The organism is Pectobacterium artocarpous (assembly GCF_046159765.1).
Lineage (GTDB): Bacteria > Pseudomonadota > Gammaproteobacteria > Enterobacterales > Enterobacteriaceae > Pectobacterium.
This window is the reverse complement of record NZ_JBJXVK010000016.1, coordinates 68,143-87,311: the sequence shown is the minus strand read 5'-3', so window position 1 is coordinate 87,311 and position 19,169 is coordinate 68,143. Positions and strand designations below refer to the sequence as shown.

Annotated in this window: 16 protein-coding genes and 2 tRNA genes; 2 read left to right on the top strand and 16 right to left on the bottom strand. The window is 50.7% G+C overall.

Annotated elements, in window-relative coordinates; all coding sequences use genetic code 11:
* Window positions 1-93 precede the first annotated feature (93 nt).
* The 15 genes from nlpI to rlmE form a co-directional block, all read right to left on the bottom strand.
* Window positions 94-978 carry a lipoprotein NlpI gene (gene nlpI / locus ACKQAD_RS12040; RefSeq protein WP_409160372.1) on the bottom strand — a complete coding sequence of 295 codons (885 nt, stop codon included), beginning with the start codon at window positions 976-978 and terminating at the stop codon, window positions 94-96.
* 140 nt (window positions 979-1,118) lie between these two features.
* A complete protein-coding gene (gene pnp, locus ACKQAD_RS12035) occupies window positions 1,119-3,239 on the bottom strand; it encodes a polyribonucleotide nucleotidyltransferase (protein WP_409160371.1) in 2,121 nt (706 codons plus the stop codon).
* Window positions 3,240-3,487: 248 nt separating this feature from the next.
* Window positions 3,488-3,757 (bottom strand): 30S ribosomal protein S15, encoded by a 270-nt coding sequence (gene rpsO / locus ACKQAD_RS12030; protein WP_010279698.1) that lies wholly within the window; start codon window positions 3,755-3,757, stop codon window positions 3,488-3,490.
* 122 nt (window positions 3,758-3,879) lie between these two features.
* On the bottom strand, window positions 3,880-4,824 hold the full coding sequence (truB, locus tag ACKQAD_RS12025) for a tRNA pseudouridine(55) synthase TruB (RefSeq protein WP_409160370.1): 945 nt from the start codon (window positions 4,822-4,824) through the stop codon (window positions 3,880-3,882).
* The gene (rbfA, locus tag ACKQAD_RS12020) at window positions 4,824-5,222 is read right to left on the bottom strand and encodes a 30S ribosome-binding factor RbfA (protein ID WP_409160369.1); all 399 of its coding nucleotides are present in this window, start codon (window positions 5,220-5,222) and stop codon (window positions 4,824-4,826) included. Before rbfA ends, truB begins: the two co-directional genes overlap by 1 nt.
* A 74-nt stretch (window positions 5,223-5,296) precedes the next feature.
* A complete protein-coding gene (infB, locus tag ACKQAD_RS12015; RefSeq protein ID WP_409160367.1) occupies window positions 5,297-7,996 on the bottom strand; it encodes a translation initiation factor IF-2 in 2,700 nt (899 codons plus the stop codon).
* Between the two features lie 25 nt (window positions 7,997-8,021).
* A complete protein-coding gene (nusA, locus tag ACKQAD_RS12010) occupies window positions 8,022-9,551 on the bottom strand; it encodes a transcription termination factor NusA (RefSeq protein WP_409160366.1) in 1,530 nt (509 codons plus the stop codon).
* A 21-nt stretch (window positions 9,552-9,572) separates the two neighbouring features.
* A complete protein-coding gene (gene rimP / locus ACKQAD_RS12005) occupies window positions 9,573-10,025 on the bottom strand; it encodes a ribosome maturation factor RimP (RefSeq protein WP_409160397.1) in 453 nt (150 codons plus the stop codon).
* A gap of 217 nt (window positions 10,026-10,242) precedes the next feature.
* Window positions 10,243-10,319, bottom strand: a tRNA-Met gene (locus tag ACKQAD_RS12000).
* Between the two features lie 482 nt (window positions 10,320-10,801).
* Window positions 10,802-10,888 (bottom strand) — tRNA-Leu (locus ACKQAD_RS11995).
* 24 nt (window positions 10,889-10,912) lie between these two features.
* Window positions 10,913-11,245, bottom strand: coding sequence for a preprotein translocase subunit SecG (gene secG, locus ACKQAD_RS11990; protein ID WP_409160365.1), 333 nt, complete (start codon window positions 11,243-11,245; stop codon window positions 10,913-10,915).
* 249 nt (window positions 11,246-11,494) lie between these two features.
* Complete coding sequence (glmM, locus tag ACKQAD_RS11985; RefSeq protein WP_409160364.1) at window positions 11,495-12,832, bottom strand: phosphoglucosamine mutase; 1,338 nt, start codon at window positions 12,830-12,832, stop codon at window positions 11,495-11,497.
* A 7-nt stretch (window positions 12,833-12,839) separates the two neighbouring features.
* The gene (gene folP / locus ACKQAD_RS11980) at window positions 12,840-13,673 is read right to left on the bottom strand and encodes a dihydropteroate synthase (RefSeq protein ID WP_409160363.1); all 834 of its coding nucleotides are present in this window, start codon (window positions 13,671-13,673) and stop codon (window positions 12,840-12,842) included.
* Between the two features lie 115 nt (window positions 13,674-13,788).
* Window positions 13,789-15,729, bottom strand: a complete 1,941-nt coding sequence (gene ftsH, locus ACKQAD_RS11975; protein WP_409160362.1) for an ATP-dependent zinc metalloprotease FtsH — start codon at window positions 15,727-15,729, stop codon at window positions 13,789-13,791.
* Between the two features lie 56 nt (window positions 15,730-15,785).
* Window positions 15,786-16,415: a 23S rRNA (uridine(2552)-2'-O)-methyltransferase RlmE gene (gene rlmE / locus ACKQAD_RS11970; protein WP_012773268.1), complete on the bottom strand. Its 630-nt coding sequence runs from the start codon at window positions 16,413-16,415 to the stop codon at window positions 15,786-15,788.
* Window positions 16,416-16,559: 144 nt separating this feature from the next.
* On the opposite strand from rlmE, the gene yhbY reads away from it, so the two are divergent.
* On the top strand, window positions 16,560-16,853 hold the full coding sequence (gene yhbY, locus ACKQAD_RS11965; RefSeq protein WP_400275406.1) for a ribosome assembly RNA-binding protein YhbY: 294 nt from the start codon (window positions 16,560-16,562) through the stop codon (window positions 16,851-16,853).
* Between the two features lie 128 nt (window positions 16,854-16,981).
* Here the strand turns inward: yhbY and greA are convergent, their stop codons facing one another.
* Window positions 16,982-17,458: a transcription elongation factor GreA gene (gene greA / locus ACKQAD_RS11960; protein ID WP_409160361.1), complete on the bottom strand. Its 477-nt coding sequence runs from the start codon at window positions 17,456-17,458 to the stop codon at window positions 16,982-16,984.
* Between the two features lie 268 nt (window positions 17,459-17,726).
* Between greA and dacB the strand changes: the two genes are divergently transcribed.
* Window positions 17,727-19,160 (top strand): serine-type D-Ala-D-Ala carboxypeptidase, encoded by a 1,434-nt coding sequence (gene dacB / locus ACKQAD_RS11955; RefSeq protein ID WP_409160360.1) that lies wholly within the window; start codon window positions 17,727-17,729, stop codon window positions 19,158-19,160.
* The last annotated feature ends 9 nt before the right edge of the window (window positions 19,161-19,169 follow it).

Here is a 19,169-nt window from a genome sequence, read left to right as displayed (position 1 = left end):
AACCGGCTCAAATTGGATTAAAAAGCGAACAAAAAAGCCCTCACCCGTGAAGGTGATAACCGAAGTTTTTCAGGCTGATTACGTGTTCGTCAGCTATTGCTGGTCCGATCCTGATAGGTCGTCTTGCTCTTGGCCTAATAGCGCCAATTCCAACAATGCATAGCGGTGCTCAACAAAGTTATGGACGTTGTTGGCAACCGTCAGCTTGAACAGCGCCAAGGCGGTGTTCTTGTCCCCCAGACTTAGGTAGTGCTTACCTAAATAGAAGTCAGTTTCACTGAGATGCTCAGCGAGCGAAGTGTTATCCGTAGCTTCTTCCTGTAAACGCTGCATCAGTGTTTTTTCACTGATACTACCCAGGTAGAATTCGACAATATTCCATCCCCAAGGCCCTTTCTTGGTGTCGTCATAGCGTTTCTTTAACGCAATTTTGGCCGTCTCTGGATTGATTTCTCGCTCCACAAGATACAGCCACAACGAACGGAAAGGATCATTCGGATCGTCTCGATAAAACGCCAGCAGATCATCCTGCGCTAACAGGTAGCGACCACCGTAATACAAAGCGATGCCCCGGTTTAAACGCGCATAATTGTAAGTTGGATCAAGCTCTAGTACAGAATCAAACGCTTCATAGGCAGCATCAAAATTGCCTGCCTGCGTTAAATAGATACCCAAATAGTTAAAAACTTCTGGAATATCAGGGCGGATCGTCAACGCTTGTGAAAAATCATTCCGCGCCAATGCCCGTAACCCGAGACTATCATACAGCACTCCGCGCTCATATAATAGCTGTGCTCGTTCATCATCGGTTAATGCCCGGCTTGCAAGGATTTGCTCCATACGTGCCAGAATCACTTCCTGCTGCAAAGTAGGCTGTAACGGAATCGCCAATACTGCGTCTTTACGCCAATCCGTGTTGCTGCATCCTGCCAGCATGAGTGCTGTTGCAACATAACACCAGCGCAAGAAAGGCTTCATTTCCCACTCCCGAAGACAAACATTGGATGAACATCCTGTCCCGGACCGCTCGACGCAAGGACATCCATACCCTTACGACACACGCGGCACCTTGCCATAATAATCAGGCAAGGTGCCATAAGACCGTTTTCTAACAGTCGTTATTCCTCAGAAGACGGGGCTGCCGCTTCCTGAGTTGGCGCATTGGCTTCTTTGATGCTTAAGCGCACACGGCCCTGACGATCAACTTCCAGAACCTTAACCGGTACTTCCTGACCCATTTGCAGGTAGTCAGTCACTTTCTCTACGCGCTTGTCGGCGATCTGAGAAATATGTACCAGGCCTTCTTTGCCGCCGCCAATAGCGACGAAAGCACCAAAATCAACGATGCGGGTAACTTTACCCTGATACACGCGGCCGACTTCGATTTCGGCAGTGATCTCTTCAATACGACGAATCGCGTGTTTCGCTTTTTCGCCGTCGGTTGAAGCGATCTTCACTGTACCATCGTCTTCGATTTCAATAGTCGTGCCTGTTTCTTCCGTCAGCGCACGAATCACTGAACCACCTTTACCGATCACGTCTTTAATCTTATCGGTGCTGATCTTGATGGTGTGAATACGCGGTGCGAATTCAGAGATATCGCCACGCGGCGTACTGATCGCCTGCTCCATCACGCCCAGAATGTGCAAACGCGCCCCTTTGGCCTGATTCAACGCAACCTGCATGATCTCACGGGTAATCCCTTCGATCTTGATATCCATCTGCAGTGCGGTGATACCTTCACGGCTACCGGCAACTTTGAAATCCATATCGCCCAGGTGGTCTTCGTCACCCAGAATGTCGGACAGTACAACAAAGTTATCGCCTTCTTTCACCAGACCCATCGCGATACCCGCAACGGCTGATTTGATCGGCACCCCCGCATCCATCAGTGCCAGAGAAGCACCGCAGACAGACGCCATGGAGGAAGAACCGTTAGATTCCGTGATTTCAGACACCACACGTACGGTGTACGGGAATTCGCTCGCCTTCGGCATAACGGCCAACACACCGCGCTTAGCCAGACGACCATGACCAATTTCACGACGTTTCGGCGAACCGACCATACCGGTTTCACCCACGGAGTACGGAGGGAAGTTGTAGTGCAGCAGGAAGCGATCAGTACGCTCCCCCGTCAGCTCGTCGATGGTCTGCGCATCACGCTCAGTACCCAGCGTAGCCGTTACCAACGCCTGCGTTTCACCACGGGTGAACAGTGCAGAACCATGGGTACGCGGCAGTACGCCAGTACGCACATCCAGACCACGAATCATGTCTTTTTCACGGCCATCGATACGCGGTTCGCCAGCCAACACGCGGCTACGCACAACGTTTTTCTCGACGTTGCCCAGAATTTCCTGGATCTCGCCCGCGTTCAGCGTGTCATCTTCTGCCAGCAGAGCGGCCTCAACGTCAGCTTTGATGACGTCAACTTGTGCATAACGTTCTTGTTTTTCAGTGATGCGGTAAGCGTCACCCAAACGCGCTTCAGACAGAGCCTGTACGCGCTGCTCTAAAGACACATTCACTTCTGGCGCATGCCAATCCCACTTCGGTTTGCCCGCTTCGGCAACCAGAGCGTTGATGTTTTCAATCACAACCTGTTGTTGATCGTGACCAAATACCACTGCGCCCAGCATCTGATCTTCACTCAGCAGATCGGCTTCGGATTCCACCATCAGAACCGCGCCTTCTGTACCTGCAACAACCAGATCCAGACGGCTTTCTTTCAGCTCATCCGTCGTTGGGTTCAGGACATACTGGTCGTTCAGGTAACCAACGCGCGCCGCACCGATAGGGCCGCTGAACGGAATACCAGACAGGCTCAGCGCCGCAGAGGCACCAATCATAGCAACGATGTCAGGGTTAACCTGTGGGTTAACGGAAACGACGGTCGCAATCACCTGAACTTCATTCAGGAAACCTTCTGGGAACAGAGGGCGAATCGGGCGGTCGATCAGACGGGAAATCAGCGTTTCGCCTTCGCTTGGACGGCCTTCACGGCGGAAAAAACCACCAGGGAAACGTCCAGCAGCGTAGGTACGCTCCTGATAGTTAACCGTTAATGGGAAGAAACTTTGGCCGGGTTTAGCGTTTTTAGCGCCGACAACGGTAACGAATACCGCGGTATCATCCATGCTTACCATCACAGCGGCAGTAGCCTGGCGTGCCATCATACCGGTTTCTAACGTAACGGTATGCTGACCATATTGAAACTTACGAACGATCGGATTCAGCAAAATAATATCCTTAGCTGGGGCGCGCTACACGTATTCAAGATAAACGCGCCAGTGAACTCCCGACCTTACACTACATCCTCACGACTAATGACAACCCTTATCTTGCTCATGCAGATAAAGCCTCTCATTAGCCGCGCGAACCTCTGTAATGAAAGATCATATTAACAACAATACACTACTCTGTTTTGCTAACGCTTCCTAGAAGAAAGGGGCCAAAAGAGGCCCCTTCCCACTGAAACTCAGAAAACTTAGCGACGCAGACCCAGACGCTCGATCAGGCTGGTGTAACGTGCTACATCTTTACGCTTCAGGTAGTCCAGCAGCTTACGACGCTGAGAAACCATACGCAGCAGACCACGACGGCTGTGGTGATCTTTTTTGTGCTCAGAAAAGTGGCCTTGCAGATGGTTGATCTGCGCAGTCAGCAAAGCAACCTGAACTTCAGTAGAACCACTATCGTTAGTGCCACGACCAAAGTCTGCTACGATTTTAGCTTTAGCTTCAACACTTAGAGACATTGTAATACTCCAAACATTATAGATAAAAAAACAGGCGCCGATCTCTAATTCAGCCACCCAATAGTCAAGCCGCGCTATTCTACCCTCAGCGTTCTGCGATAGCAAGGCAGCAACAGGCGGGTTTACACCGGAAACTCAACAACCAGACGCCGTGGCGCAACGCGGCCATCACCGTCGATTTCCCCCATACCGATAAACTTGTGCGCGTCGCCTTCGGTGATTCTCACCATGCCGTTCAGCGGCGCATTCGCGGCCTGAACAGGCTGTCCCAGCTTCAAATAACCAGCGACAACGGGGGTCAAATTCACTTCAGGAAAATCAATGACGGGGCTTTCCATCGGCATGAGCAGCGGATCGAGACACAGTGAAGGCGAGAGTTCTTGCGTCTGAGCCTGCTCGACCAATGCCGCTAACTGCTCCAGCGTCACCATTCTTTCGATAGGATATGTGGCAACCTGCAAACGCCGCAGGTAAATCACATGCGCGCCACAGCCCAGCTTTTCGCCCAAATCGTCAATAATGGTGCGGATGTACGTCCCTTTCGAACAGTGGATCTCCAGTTCCAACTCATCGCCTTCCCAGCGAATGAACTGCAGTTCGTACACGGTGATTTCACGCGCCTCGCGCGGAACCGTCAGCCCCTGGCGAGCATACTCATACAGCTTACGCCCCTGATACTTCAGCGCAGAGTACATAGATGGCACTTGCTGCGTGGTACCGCGAAAGCCTTCCAGCGCCTGCACCAGCTCCGTTGCAGAAAAACCAATCGCACGTTCTTCAATCACGTTACCGTCGGCATCGGAGGTGTCGGTTCGTTGCCCAAGGCGAGCAATAACGCGGTAGCGTTTATCTGAATCCAGCAGGTATTGGGAAAATTTCGTCGCTTCCCCAAGGCAAATCGGCAACATACCGGTGGCTAATGGATCCAATGCCCCCGTATGGCCCGCTCTGTTGGCGTTAAAAAACCGTTTTACCTTCTGTAAAACATCATTAGACGACACGCCCTGCGGCTTATCTAATAGCAATACGCCGTGTACATCACGGCCACGGCGACGAGGACGACTCATTAATCCTCCTGATCTTCGCCCGTCACAGAACGACGTTCCGCATCGTTTCTGACCACATTGGTCACCAGATTAGACATTCTCATCCCTTCGACCAATGAGTTGTCGTAAGAGAATGTCAAGGCAGGAACAACACGCAGACGCATTGCTTTGCCCACTAAGGTACGGATAAAGCCAGAAGCATCTTGCAGGGCTTTCAGGGCCGTTTTAACTTGCTCTGGCTCGTTATCATTCAGGAAGGTCACAAAAACTTTGGCATACGCCAGATCGCGAGAAACTTCCACACCGGATACGGTCGCCATGCCGATACGCGGATCTTTCACTTCACGCTGAATGATAATGGCGATTTCTTTTTGCATTTCCTGCGCAACGCGCTGGGTGCGGCTGAATTCTTTTGCCATGATAAATTCTCCAGTAAAAATCGGGGGGCACTAGGCCCCCCTTACGAATAGCTTACGTCGTCGCTGCAAAAGGATTACGCGATCGTACGTTTGATCTCAATCGTTTCAAAGACTTCGATCATATCGCCAGGGCGAACGTCGTTGTAGTTCTTCACGCCGATACCACATTCCATACCGTTACGAACTTCGTTAACATCATCTTTGAAGCGACGCAGAGATTCCAGCTCGCCTTCGTAGATCACCACGTTGTCACGCAGTACGCGGATCTTGTTGTGACGCTTAACGATACCTTCCGTCACCATACAACCTGCGATAGCGCCAAATTTCGGTGATTTAAAGACATCACGGACTTCGGCCAGACCGATAATCTCTTGCTTGTATTCCGGCGCCAACATACCGCTCATCGCCTGTTTGACTTCGTCGAGCAAGTCATAAATGACGGAGTAATAACGTAGATCCAGACTTTCTGATTCAACGATGCGGCGTGCTGATGCATCTGCACGAACGTTAAAGCCAAGGATAATCGCATTCGAAGCAGCTGCCAGCGTGGCGTCCGTTTCTGTGATACCGCCCACACCGGAGCCCACGATCTTCACTTTCACTTCATCAGTAGACAGTTTCTGCAGTGAATCGGAAATCGCTTCACAAGAACCCTGAACGTCAGATTTCAGCACGATATTCAGTTCAGAAACTTCACCTTCCGTCATGTTGGCAAACATGTTTTCCAGTTTAGATTTCTGCTGACGAGCCAGTTTGACTTCACGGAATTTACCCTGACGATACAAGGCCACTTCACGCGCTTTCTTCTCGTCACGAACAACCGTCGCCTCATCGCCCGCGGCAGGCACGCCAGACAGACCAAGAATTTCGACAGGAATAGAAGGACCCGCAGACGTAATTTCGCGACCTAATTCATCACGCATCGCACGAACACGGCCATATTCGAAGCCGCACAGAACGATGTCGCCTTTATTCAGCGTACCTTCGCGAACCAGTACGGTTGCAACCGGGCCACGACCTTTATCCAGGAAGGATTCGATCACTACACCGTTTGCCATGCCGCTACGGACGGCTTTCAGTTCCAGAACTTCGGCCTGCAACAGAATCGCATCCAGCAGTTCGTCGATGCCCGTACCGGCTTTAGCAGATACGTGGACAAACTGGGATTCGCCGCCCCACTCTTCCGGCATGACGCCGTACTGAGACAGCTCGGTTTTTACACGATCGGGATCGGCTTCAGGCTTATCGATTTTGTTGACTGCAACAACAACCGGAACCTGAGCGGCTTTCGCATGCTGGATAGCTTCGATGGTCTGAGGCATCACACCATCATCCGCCGCCACAACCAGTACCACGATATCCGTTGCCTGAGCACCACGAGCACGCATGGCGGTAAACGCGGCGTGCCCCGGTGTATCCAGGAACGTAATCATACCGTTGTCGGTTTCAACGTGGTAAGCACCGATGTGCTGGGTAATACCACCCGCTTCACCTGCTGCGACCTTGGTTGAACGAATATAGTCAAGCAGAGAGGTTTTACCGTGGTCAACGTGACCCATGATGGTCACGACCGGTGCGCGCGCTTCCGCTGCAACACCCGTATCACGGTCGCTCATTACCGCTTCTTCCAGCTCGTTCTCACGGCGCAGGATGACTTTATGGCCCATCTCTTCCGCGACGAGTTGCGCCGTTTCCTGGTCGATAACCTGGTTGATCGTTGCCATCGCGCCTAGTTTCATCATCACTTTGATGACCTGAGAACCTTTAACCGCCATTTTGTTGGCCAGTTCAGCAACAGTAACAGTTTCGCCAATCACAACATCACGGTTAACCGCCTGAACAGGCTTATTGAAGCTTTGTTGCAGAGAACTTGGCTTACGTTTGCCTTTGCCACCACGAGTAACAGCACGCGCTTCTTCACGGTCAGCTTTGGACTCAGACTGGCGATTGCCTTTCTTCTGCTTGGTCACTTTGCCAGCACGACTGCGACTGCGTCGTTCGCCCTCAACCTGACGGTCATTTTCATCTTCCGCTTCACGGGCATGATGAGATGTCGTCACATGATAATCGGCAGACTCTTCAGGTTTAGCGCTTTCCGCTTCCCAACGTCCGGCATTCTCTTCGGCCATACGACGGGCTTCTTCAGCAATGCGGCGAGCTTCTTCTTCCACTTTCAGACGTGCCGCTTCTTCCGCTTTACGCTTAAGTTCGGCAGCTTCCGCTTCGCGCTTCGCTTTCTCGGCCTGAGCCGGCTTGGTCATATTTTCGTTTTGTTGGTTCGTCACTTTTTCTTTTTCCGCTACATCACGCTTAGCTTTTTCAGCGGCTTCACGTTTGGCTTGCTCGTCGGCAGCACGTTTCGCTTTCTCAGCAGCTTCGCGCAGTTCGGCCTCGCGTTTAGCCTGCTCTTCAGCGGCACGTTGTGCCTGTTCTTCCGCTTCACGCCGTGCCAACTCTTCCACTTCCGCCTGTTGGGCATCAATCGGATCGCGTTTTACATAAGTGCGTGTCTTGCGGACTTCGATCTGCACCGACTTACTTTTACCGCCAGTGCTAGGGACATTTAACGTGCTGCGTGTTTTACGTTGCAGCGTCAGTTTACCCTGCGCATTACCGCGATCGCGGTTCAGGTGCGCCAATAATGTTTCTTTTTCATGCTGGGTCACAGCGTCCGATGCAGACTTGGTCATTCCCGCGTCAGCAAACTGCTGTATCAGGCGGTCAACCGGAGTTTGAATCTCTGCGGCCAGCGATTTTATGGTTACATCTGTCATGCTGTTCCTTTCCTGCTACAGTTCGTTATTCGTTGTCGTCGCCAAACCAACAGATATTACGCGCGGCCATAATCAATTCGCCCGCTTGCTCATCATTGAGTCCTTCAACATCTGTCAGGTCGTCAACGCCCTGTTCAGCAAGATCTTCCAGCGTACAAACACCGATCGCAGCAAGCTTGAATGCCAACTCACGCGACAACCCAGGCAAGCTAAGTAAGTCTTCAGCAGGTTGACCGCCACCAAGGCTTTCTTCATGCGCCAGTGCCAGCGTTGTTAATGCGGCTTTCGCACGCTCACGCAATGCTTCAACGGTTTCTTCATCAAGGCCTTCAATAGCCAGCAGTTCCTTGATTGGCACGTAGGCCAGTTCTTCAAGTGAGGAGAAACCTTCTTCAACCAGCACGGTGGCAAATTCGTCATCAATATCAAGGTACTTGGTAAAGACATCGATTGCAGCATGTGCTTCAGCCTGATGCTTGGCTTGAAGATCTTCCACTGTCATCACGTTCAGTTCCCAACTATCGTCTGAACGATGCTGTTTCAGCAGTTGGGAGGCCAAACGTACGTTTTGCCCGTTACGACCAATCGCCTGAGCCAGATTGCTCGACTCAACGGCGATATCCATCGTGCAAGTATCTTCATCAACCACGATCGATACGACATCAGCGGGTGCCATTGCATTGATCACAAACTGTGCCGGATTGTCATCCCACAGAATGATGTCAATACGCTCGCCGCCCAGTTCACTGGAAACCGCCTGCACGCGTGCGCCACGCATACCAACACACGCACCGACGGGATCGATACGCTTGTCATTCGTCTTCACTGCAATTTTCGCACGTGAACCCGGATCGCGGGCCGCGGCCTTAATCTCAATGACTTCTTCACCGATTTCTGGCACTTCAATGCGGAAGAGTTCAACCAACATTTCCGGACGGGAACGGCTGACAAACAGTTGAGCACCGCGAGCTTCAGGACGAACAGAATACAGTACGCCACGAATACGGTCGCCAGGACGGAAATTTTCACGAGGCAGCATATCTTCACGGCCGATTACCGCTTCTGCACTGGTATTAGAACCATCGATAGGTCTGACTTCAAGCGAAATATTATCACGGTTCACTTTCTTCACGACACCAGTGATAATCTCGCCTTCTTGCTCACGGAACTGATCAACAACCATCGCACGCTCAGCTTCACGAACTTTCTGTACGATAACCTGTTTTGCCGTTTGCGTCGTAATGCGGTCAAAGGTTACAGATTCGATTTGATCTTCAACATAACCGCCAATATCAAGAGAAGGATCGTCGAACTGTGCAGCCTCGAGCGTAATTTCACGCGTTGGCTGAGTGACTTCATTCACCACAACCCAACGACGGAAGGTATCAAAATCACCCGTTTTGCGATCGATACTGACGCGGACATCAATTTCCTGCTCGTATTTTTTCTTGGTCGCTGTCGCCAGTGCGGTTTCCAGCGCTTCAAAAATCTTCTCACGCGGGACGGCTTTTTCATTGGAAACTGCTTCAACAACAGCCAGAATCTCTTTGTTCATCCTAGTTGCCTCATCCAAACTTTAAAAGTGGGGTACAAGATTCGCTTTCTGGATGTTGCTCAGCGCGAATACTTCATCGTTGCCTTCCACTGTTATGGTGATCATTTCGCCGTCAACAGCTTTGATTACACCCAACCATTTACGGCGGTTCTGGACTGCCATACGCAGTACCACTGTCACCTCTTCACCGATGAAACGCAGATAGTGTTCTGCCGTGAACAAGGGACGCTCAAGCCCTGGAGACGAAACTTCCAGGTTATAGGCGACAGTGATTGGATCTTCTACATCCAATACCGCACTGATCTGGTGGCTGACATCAGCACAATCATCAACAGTGATGCCATCTTCACTATCAATATAGATACGCAGTGTCGATTGGCGACTGCGGATGAACTCAATCCCAACTAATTCGTAGCCTAATGCGGCAACGGGTGCTGAAATCATCTCTGTTAATTTTTGCTCTAATGTGGACAAGCCCACCCCCAAGACATAAAAAAAGGGCCTAATAGCCCAGTTGTTTGTTGCCATATAACAAAAAACCCCGAAAAATCGGGGCTTTATGCAACTGGACCCTAATACCGCAACCAACACGGTATAACTTTCGGTGAAGGATTTTTTCAAAAATCACTGCAAAAAGAGATAAAAATTGAGTGAAGAACGTATTTGAAAAAACACTTTACTGGAAGTTAAGTGGTTGCGGGGGCCGGATTTGAACCGACGACCTTCGGGTTATGAGCCCGACGAGCTACCAAGCTGCTCCACCCCGCGTCCGAAAACGTGGCAAATACTACGCTGACAACCGCATAAATGCAAGTCATCCATAGGATTGGTTCGAAGGCGATTTTTATACGCGCCATGCCCCATTTTGTCAAGAAGCACCGGTCTGCAAAGGATTAATATGCTACCCGTTGATTAACACATTGCGATGTCAGTAATGCCTCTTCATCAGCCTGTATCACTTTCTTAATGCCCATCTGGCTTTATTCCTACCACGACCAGCGTTCTCACTTCACCACGTTTCTGACGCACAAGTCCCCAGAACCATTATCAATGCCTACATGCGATTACGGTAAAGGTTGAGTATAGAGGACATCATAGCGCCCAAATACAAATATATATTCACAAATCGGCTGCTGTGGATTGAATCAAGTTGGCATAATGAAAGCTTGAAGAGGAAGAGAAAGGAAAGCCACTTAGCAGTGTGTTTAAGACAAAAAAATAGACGTCCATTGACGTCTATTTTTTTATGTTGGTACCGAGGACGGGACTTGAACCCGTAAGCCCAATCGGGCACTACCACCTCAAGGTAGCGTGTCTACCAATTCCACCACCACGGCATCACAGTTACTACTTTAAAACGCTTACTTCGGAATGTCACTCGCAGGCGTAGAAGTCGTAGCAGGAGTTGTCGTCTGCTCGACTTTTTCAGGCTGGCTCAGGTTATCCCAGGCACCGCCTTTCTTCTGCAACGAGCTCAGGTTGCCCAGAACGAGGCTGATAATGAAGAACAAGGTCGCCAATATCGCCGTCATACGGGTCATGAAATTACCAGAGCCGCTCGAACCGAACAAAGTGGCAGAAGCACCTGCTCCGAACGAGGCTCCCATATCAGCACCTTTACCCTGTTGAAGCATGATCAAGGCAACCAGCCCGATCGATACTAACAGGAAAATCACTAATAGAGCTTCGTACATAGTCGTACCTGTTAACCGTTTCCCCATATTTTATGGAGAATGCTATATTTTGGCGGTAAACCGCGTGTCATTCCGCAAGTCAGATGTCTCGAACATCCCTGATCAAGCGGGTCTGAATACTAACTAAAGGATGTAACGTACGCAAGGGTAATTTGGTCACCGCGGGTTGATTGCAGAAAAAAACAGCGGCTTTCGACACGAGATGCTTATCGAAAGTCTTACCAGCCTGATTAATGAATTAAAAAAACCTCAGCCAACCGCTTTCACTGCATCGGCAATACGGTTTGCCAGTGCGATCACCGTCTCTTCGTGTTCACCCTCAACCATGACACGGATAAGCGGCTCAGTACCGGACTTACGCAGCAGCACCCGCCCGCGTCCTGCCAATTCTTTTTCCACATCCTGCGTAATCTGCCGCACATTTTTATCTTCAAGCGGATCGTTTTCCCCCGTAAACCGTACGTTGACCAGAATCTGTGGAAACAGCTTCATACCGCTGCATAAATCATGCAGGCTCATATGGTTTCTCACTATCGCGGTAAGTACTTGCAAACCGGCAATCACACCGTCGCCCGTTGTAGTTTTGTCCAGCAGGATCACATGGCCGGAGTTTTCCGCACCAATGCGCCACCCTTTTGTTTGCATCATTTCTAATACATAGCGATCACCCACCTTGGCGCGAGCAAACGGGATGCCCAGTTGCTTTAACGCCACCTCAAGTCCCATGTTACTCATCAGCGTGCCCACCGCGCCACCGCGCAGTTGTCCTTGGCGTAAGCCTTCACGGGCGATGATATACAAAATCTGGTCGCCATCCACTTTGTTGCCTAAATGGTCCACCATGATGAGTCGATCGCCATCGCCGTCGAAGGCCAGCCCAACGTCCGCTTTTTCAGCCAGTACGCGAGCCTGTAGCTGTCTGACGTCCGTCGCCCCGCACTCTTCATTAATGTTCATACCATCCGGTTCACAGCCAATCGCAATGACTTTAGCGCCAAGCTCGCGCAATACGCTGGGGGCGATATGATAGGTAGCACCATTGGCGCAATCGACGACGATCTTTAAGCTATTAAGGCTCAATTCGCTCGGGAACGTCCCCTTACAAAATTCGATGTAGCGCCCAGCGGCGTCAACAATACGGCTGGCTTTGCCTAATTCAGCAGACTCAACACACGTCAGCGGTTTTTCCAGCTCAGCTTCTATGGCTTCTTCTACTTCATCCGGCAGCTTGGTGCCGTCAATTGAGAAGAATTTAATACCGTTGTCGTAATACGGGTTATGAGAAGCAGAAATAACGATGCCCGCTTCCGCACGAAACGTACGGGTCAGATAAGCAACCGCAGGCGTCGGCATTGGGCCGGTAAAAGAAGCCGACAAACCCGCAGCGGCCAGCCCGGCTTCCAGCGCAGACTCCAACATATAGCCAGAAATACGGGTATCTTTGCCGATGATAATCTTACGTGAACCGTGTCGCGCAAGCACTTTCCCTGCGGCCCAACCCAGTTTAAGCACAAAATCAGGGGTAATCGGCGTATCGCCAACCTTGCCACGTACACCATCGGTACCAAAATATTTGCGGTTACTCATCTCGTCTTTATTCCTTCGCAGAAAGGGTGGCCTCAACAATGCGCATGGCATCAGCCGTTTCTTTAACATCGTGCACGCGAATAATCTGTGCTCCCTGCATCGCGGCGATTACTGCACAGGCGACACTACCATGAACACGCTGCGCAGGTGGCACATTGAGGAGTTGCCCAATCATGGATTTCCTCGACATCCCCACCAGAAGAGGCAGTTCAAAACGATGTAATTCGCTCAGACGAGCCAGAAGCGCATAATTATGTGCAAGATTCTTACCGAATCCGAATCCAGGATCCAGCAATAGCTGGCTTTTCGGAATATTGGCGTTCACACAGCGATCAATCTGCTGCTGCAAGAAATCGCCAATGTCCTGCATCAGATCATCATAATGCGGTTTGTGCTGCATGGTTCTCGGCCCCCCTTGCATGTGCATCAGGCACACCGGCAACCCCGTTGCCGCCGCCGCTTCCAGAGCACCAGGCTCTTGCAAAGCGCGAATATCATTAATCAGATGTGCACCTGCCTGCGCTGATGCCGTCATGACTTCCGGCTTTGAAGTATCAACCGAGATCCAGACATCAAACCGCTTAGCGATGGCTTCAACGACAGGCACTACACGTTCCAGTTCTTCCTCCGTGCTCACCTCATCCGCCCCAGGACGCGTGGATTCGCCGCCAATATCGATCAGGGCCGCACCAGCGTTAACCATCTCCTGAACATGCAGTAATGCAGCATCGAGATTATTGTGTTTTCCGCCATCGGAAAAAGAGTCCGGCGTAACGTTAAGGATACCCATGATACGTGGGCAGGAAAGATCCAGCGTTGAATCTCTGGCAACCAGTTGCATGATTTACCTCCGCATTCTGGTGTTGTTAGCATGAACGGTGATTCGAATATTTACCAGTAAAAAACCCCAGCCTGAGCTGGGGTTTCGTAAGTTACCGATATCAATCACAGACGAATTATTTGCCGTCCGCTTGCTCAGACATGGTATTACCGGGATTAGGCGTTTGCGGCTCATCCACTGGCGTAGGGGCTTTAGGCGTCCCACCGCCATTGCCGGAATCGTTGTCAGAACGAGACGCTTCCCAACCCGCTGGCGGACGAACCTCTTTCTTACGCCCCATCAGATCGTCAATCTGCGGCGCATCAATGGTTTCATACTTCATCAACGCATCTTTCATTGAGTGAAGGATATCCATATTAGCCATCAGCAGTTCACGAGCACGCACGTAGTTACGTTCAATCAGCGATTTCACTTCCTGATCGATGATACGCGCCGTTTCATCTGACATATGCTTAGCTTTTGCGACAGAACGACCGAGGAATACCTCACCCTCTTCTTCCGCATAAAGCAATGGACCTAGTTTTTCAGAGAAGCCCCACTGCGTCACCATGTTACGAGCAATCGATGTTGCAACTTTGATGTCGTTAGACGCCCCCGTCGAAACATGTTCTACACCGTAAATAATTTCTTCAGCCAGTCGACCACCGTACAGCGTAGAGATCTGACTTTCCAGCTTCTGACGGCTAGCGCTGATCGCATCACCTTCAGGCAGGAAGAACGTCACGCCCAGTGCACGACCACGCGGAATAATCGTCACTTTATGGACCGGATCATGTTCTGGCACCAGACGGCCGATGATTGCGTGCCCCGCTTCATGATACGCAGTCGATTCTTTCTGCTTCTCAGTCATAACCATGGAGCGGCGCTCTGCGCCCATCATGATTTTGTCTTTCGCTTTCTCGAACTCAACCATCGAAACAACGCGTTTGTTGCCACGAGCAGAGAACAATGCGGCTTCGTTAACCAGGTTAGCCAAGTCCGCACCAGAGAAACCAGGTGTACCACGCGCGATCACCGACGCATCGATATCTGGCGACAACGGCACGCGACGCATATGCACTTTCAAAATCTGTTCACGACCGCGAACATCCGGCAAGCCAACCACAACCTGGCGGTCAAAACGACCGGGACGCAGCAAAGCAGGGTCAAGCACATCGGGACGGTTCGTTGCCGCGATAACAATAATGCCTTCGTTGCCTTCAAAACCGTCCATCTCAACCAGCATTTGGTTCAGTGTTTGTTCACGTTCATCGTGACCGCCGCCTAAACCTGCGCCACGTTGGCGGCCAACAGCGTCGATTTCATCAATAAAAATGATACAAGGTGCGGCTTTCTTCGCCTGTTCGAACATGTCGCGGACACGAGAAGCACCGACACCGACAAACATTTCAACGAAGTCAGAACCGGAAATCGTAAAGAAAGGGACTTTTGCTTCACCGGCAATCGCTTTCGCCAGCAGCGTTTTACCAGTTCCCGGTGGGCCGACCATCAGAATACCTTTCGGAATCTTACCGCCCAGCTTCTGGAAACGGCTAGGTTCGCGCAGGTATTCGACCAGTTCGCTAACCTCTTCCTTCGCTTCGTCGCAACCAGCTACATCAGCAAACGTCGTCTTGATCTGATCTTCAGTCAGCATACGCGCTTTGCTCTTGCCGAAGGACATGGCACCTTTACCGCCGCCGCCTTGCATTTGACGCATGAAGAAGATCCAGACGCCAATCAGTAGTAGCATCGGGAACCAGGAAATAAAGATAGAAGCCAACAGGCTTGGCTCTTCCGGTGGCTCACCAACGACTTTCACATTCTTCGTTAGCAGGTTATCCAGTAGCTTGGGGTCATTGACAGGAATGTAAGTCGTGTATCTGTTGCTGTCTTTTTTGATAACACTGATCTCACGCCCGTTAATACGTGCTTCACGGACCTGATCCTGATTCACTTCAGTCAAGAAGGTTGAATAATCCACCCTACGGCCATTCGACTCGCTGGGCCCAAAGCTCTGGAAAACAGACATCAGCACCACTGCGATGACTAACCAGAGAATTAGGTTTTTCGCCATGTCACTCAAGGGATTAACCTCATATTACAACTGTGTTAAAAAACAGCGTTAGGGTACTACAGTTTCCGCCCTGTCGCTACAATATACACTTCACGAGACCGGGCACGTGAGGCGTCTGGTTTACGAATTTTCACTTTCGTAAACAGGGAGCGAATTTCCCGCAGGTATTCATCAAAACCTTCTCCCTGAAACACTTTCACCAGGAAACTTCCGCCTGGCGCTAATACATCCCGACACATACCAAGTGCTAATTCAACCAGATACATCGACTTCGGAATATCAACGGCTGGTGTACCACTCATGTTAGGGGCCATGTCAGACATCACCACCTGAACTTTGCTATCGCCAACCCTTTCGAGCAAGGCTTTGAGGACCAATTCATCACGAAAGTCCCCTTGCAGGAAATCGACGCCGACAATCGGATCCATCGGTAAAATATCGCACGCGATAATTCGACCATTTCCACCAATTTGCGTGACCACATACTGTGACCAACCGCCAGGCGCAGCGCCTAAATCCACAACCGTCATACCGGGTTTAAACAGTTTGTCGCTCTGTTGTATTTCGTCAAGTTTAAACCAAGCACGTGAGCGCAGCCCTTTTTTCTGGGCCTGCTGCACATATTTATCGCTAAAGTGTTCCTGCAACCAGCGACTGGAGCTTGCAGAACGCTTTTTATTCGCCATCGATTTTCCAACTATTCTCAGTAACACGCTCGTGGTGGGGAGAAACTTCTCACATATTACCAATCAGAACAGTCAAATTGGTTATAATCATGAGATGGCGGTAGAATGACCCGTTTTCAATCCCAACCTAAGTAAAAAAAGACAATGAACCTAAGTAATAAACAAAAACAACACCTGAAAGGCTTGGCACATCCGCTAAAACCGGTTGTCATGCTGGGCAATAACGGTCTCACCGAAGGTGTTTTGGCTGAGATCGAACAAGCATTAGCGCATCACGAACTGATCAAGATAAAAGTGGCGACAGAAGATCGCGAAACCAAAGCCCTGATTATCGAGGCAATTGTTCGTGAAACGGGTGCTGCTAACGTTCAGGTCATCGGCCACACGCTGGTGCTCTACCGTCCTGCGAAAGAACGTAAAATTGTATTACCACGATAACACTTTTTATTTCAGGATACTCAGTTTTAACGGAAAGGTGCCATGCCTCTCGGTTAGAGAAAAGGCCGCAAGCGGCCTTTTTCTTTTCTTTACAATTTTTGCTGTTTTAATCGACAACCCAGCAAAATTTATAGATATTCGACCTTCAGAATCTCATATTCCACGTCGCCGCCCGGCGTACGGATGACCACAACGTCATCTTCCTCTTTGCCGATCAGACCACGCGCAATCGGGGAATTTACAGAGATAAGATTCTGCTTAAAATCCGCCTCGTCATCACCAACGATCCGGTAGGTTTGTTCTTCCTCGTTATCGAGGTTCAGTACCGTCACCGTTGCGCCAAAAATAACACGCCCGTTGGCCGTCATCTTCGTGACATCAATAACCTGTGCGTTAGACAGCTTAGCTTCAATGTCTTGAATGCGTCCTTCGCAAAAGCCCTGCTGCTCACGTGCGGCGTGGTATTCTGCATTTTCTTTCAGGTCGCCGTGCTCACGCGCTTCAGCAATGGCCGCAATAATTTCAGGTCGACGCACAGATTTCAGGTGGTCAAGCTCTTCGCGCAATTTTTCAGCACCACGCAAGGTCATCGGAAATTGTTTCATATTGTCTATACCTCTAAAAAAGTCCGTAAGACTCAAATAATCGTCATCCTGACGCGCTAAAAATCAAAGGCGACGGAGTCTCTGCAACGTGACAGTCCTCACTGGACATAAAGCAAAAGTAACCACCCCCGGAACAAAATTTCCAGGCTGGCAGCAGTTTTGCATTTTGATACGTATTTTACCCCAGAGTTCAATGAGGGTCATCGTTTACTTTAGACCTTGTTGCGCCGTAGTATGACCACATGTTACCCCGTTCTTAGCTGAGATTATGCGTTTTTCATCGATTGTTACCGGACTTACCTGCGCTTTTGTTCTGCATGCCAATGCAGCTTCTGTTGAGGATTATCGCCAATATTTACCAGACGGTGCCAATCTGGCGCTGTTGGTACAAAAAGTTGGCGCAACAACACCCAGTATGGCCTTCAATAGCCAGCAAATGGCGCTTCCCGCCAGTACACAAAAGGTGATAACCGCATTAGCTGCATTACTGCAATTGGGTCCAGATTATCGATTCATCACCACGATGGAAAGCCACGGGCCTATCACTAGCGGTATTCTCAACGGTAACCTCATCGTACGGTTTAGCGGCGATCCTACGCTTAAGCGCCAGCAAATACGGAATATGGTGCAGGAATTAAGAAAGCGCGGGATACAGGAAATCGCAGGGGATGTGCTGATCGACACCTCCGTGTTCGCCAGCCACGATAAAGCGCCGGGCTGGCCCTGGAACGACATGACACAGTGCTTCAGCGCCCCGCCAGGTGCTGCGATTGTCGATCGTAACTGTTTCTCCGTCTCCCTCTACAGTGCGCCTAAAGCGGGTGATAATGCGTTTATCCGCGTCGCTTCCTATTATCCGGTGCAAATGTTCAGCGAGGTCCGCACGCTGGCGAAAGGTTCCGCCGATGCCCAATACTGCGAACTGGACGTCGTCCCCGGGGAACTGAATCGCTTTACGCTTACGGGCTGCTTGGCTCAGCGCACAGAGCCGCTTCCGCTGGCGTTCGCGATTCAGGATGGAGCCAGTTATGCCGGCGCTATCGTTAAAGATGAGCTACAGCAGGCAGATATTCGCATCAAGGGCAGCCTTCGCCGTCAGACACAGCCAGGAGCAGCGGGGGGCGTGCTGGCTCAGACACAATCAGCGCCACTGCACGACCTGCTCACTATCATGCTGAAAAAATCGGACAACATGATTGCCGATACGGTTTTTCGTACCATTGGACATGAGCGTTTTAGCGTGCCAGGTACATGGCGTGCTGGCGCGGATGCCGTGCGCCAGATACTGCGTCAGAAAGCAGGCGTAGATTTAGGAAACAGCATTGTTGTCGATGGTTCAGGCCTGTCACGACACAACCTGATCTCGCCAGAAACGATGATGCAGGTATTGCAGTACATCGCACAGCACGATAACGAGTTGAATTACATTACGATGCTCCCGCTTTCCGGTTATGACGGCACGCTGCGTTATCGTGGCGGTCTGCATGAGGCAGGCGTTGATGGCAAGGTTTCGGCGAAAACAGGGGCACTACAGGGCGTATACAATCTGGCGGGCTTCATTACCACCGCGAGCGGTCAGCGTATGGCATTCGTCCAGTTCCTGTCCGGCTATGCCGTACCACCTGAAGACCAACGCGCACGCCGTGTCCCCCTGGTGCGATTCGAAAGTCGCCTCTACAAAGACATTTATCAGAGCAATTAAAATAAGAAT

Bases quoted from the DNA above. Each gene is read 5' to 3' on its own strand.
- secG (WP_409160365.1), bottom strand. From the start codon at position 11,245: ATGTACGAAGCTCTATTAGTGATTTTCCTGTTAGTATCGATCGGGCTG.
- nlpI (WP_409160372.1), bottom strand. From the start codon at position 978: ATGAAGCCTTTCTTGCGCTGGTGTTATGTTGCAACAGCACTCATGCTG.
- infB (WP_409160367.1), bottom strand. From the start codon at position 7,996: ATGACAGATGTAACCATAAAATCGCTGGCCGCAGAGATTCAAACTCCG.
- rlmE (WP_012773268.1), bottom strand. From the start codon at position 16,415: ATGGCGAATAAAAAGCGTTCTGCAAGCTCCAGTCGCTGGTTGCAGGAA.
- greA (WP_409160361.1), bottom strand. From the start codon at position 17,458: ATGAAACAATTTCCGATGACCTTGCGTGGTGCTGAAAAATTGCGCGAA.
- nusA (WP_409160366.1), bottom strand. From the start codon at position 9,551: ATGAACAAAGAGATTCTGGCTGTTGTTGAAGCAGTTTCCAATGAAAAA.
- folP (WP_409160363.1), bottom strand. From the start codon at position 13,673: ATGCAACTGGTTGCCAGAGATTCAACGCTGGATCTTTCCTGCCCACGT.
- yhbY (WP_400275406.1), top strand. From the start codon at position 16,560: ATGAACCTAAGTAATAAACAAAAACAACACCTGAAAGGCTTGGCACAT.
- truB (WP_409160370.1), bottom strand. From the start codon at position 4,824: ATGAGTCGTCCTCGTCGCCGTGGCCGTGATGTACACGGCGTATTGCTA.
- dacB (WP_409160360.1), top strand. From the start codon at position 17,727: ATGCGTTTTTCATCGATTGTTACCGGACTTACCTGCGCTTTTGTTCTG.
- glmM (WP_409160364.1), bottom strand. From the start codon at position 12,832: ATGAGTAACCGCAAATATTTTGGTACCGATGGTGTACGTGGCAAGGTT.
- ftsH (WP_409160362.1), bottom strand. From the start codon at position 15,729: ATGGCGAAAAACCTAATTCTCTGGTTAGTCATCGCAGTGGTGCTGATG.
- rbfA (WP_409160369.1), bottom strand. From the start codon at position 5,222: ATGGCAAAAGAATTCAGCCGCACCCAGCGCGTTGCGCAGGAAATGCAA.
- rpsO (WP_010279698.1), bottom strand. From the start codon at position 3,757: ATGTCTCTAAGTGTTGAAGCTAAAGCTAAAATCGTAGCAGACTTTGGT.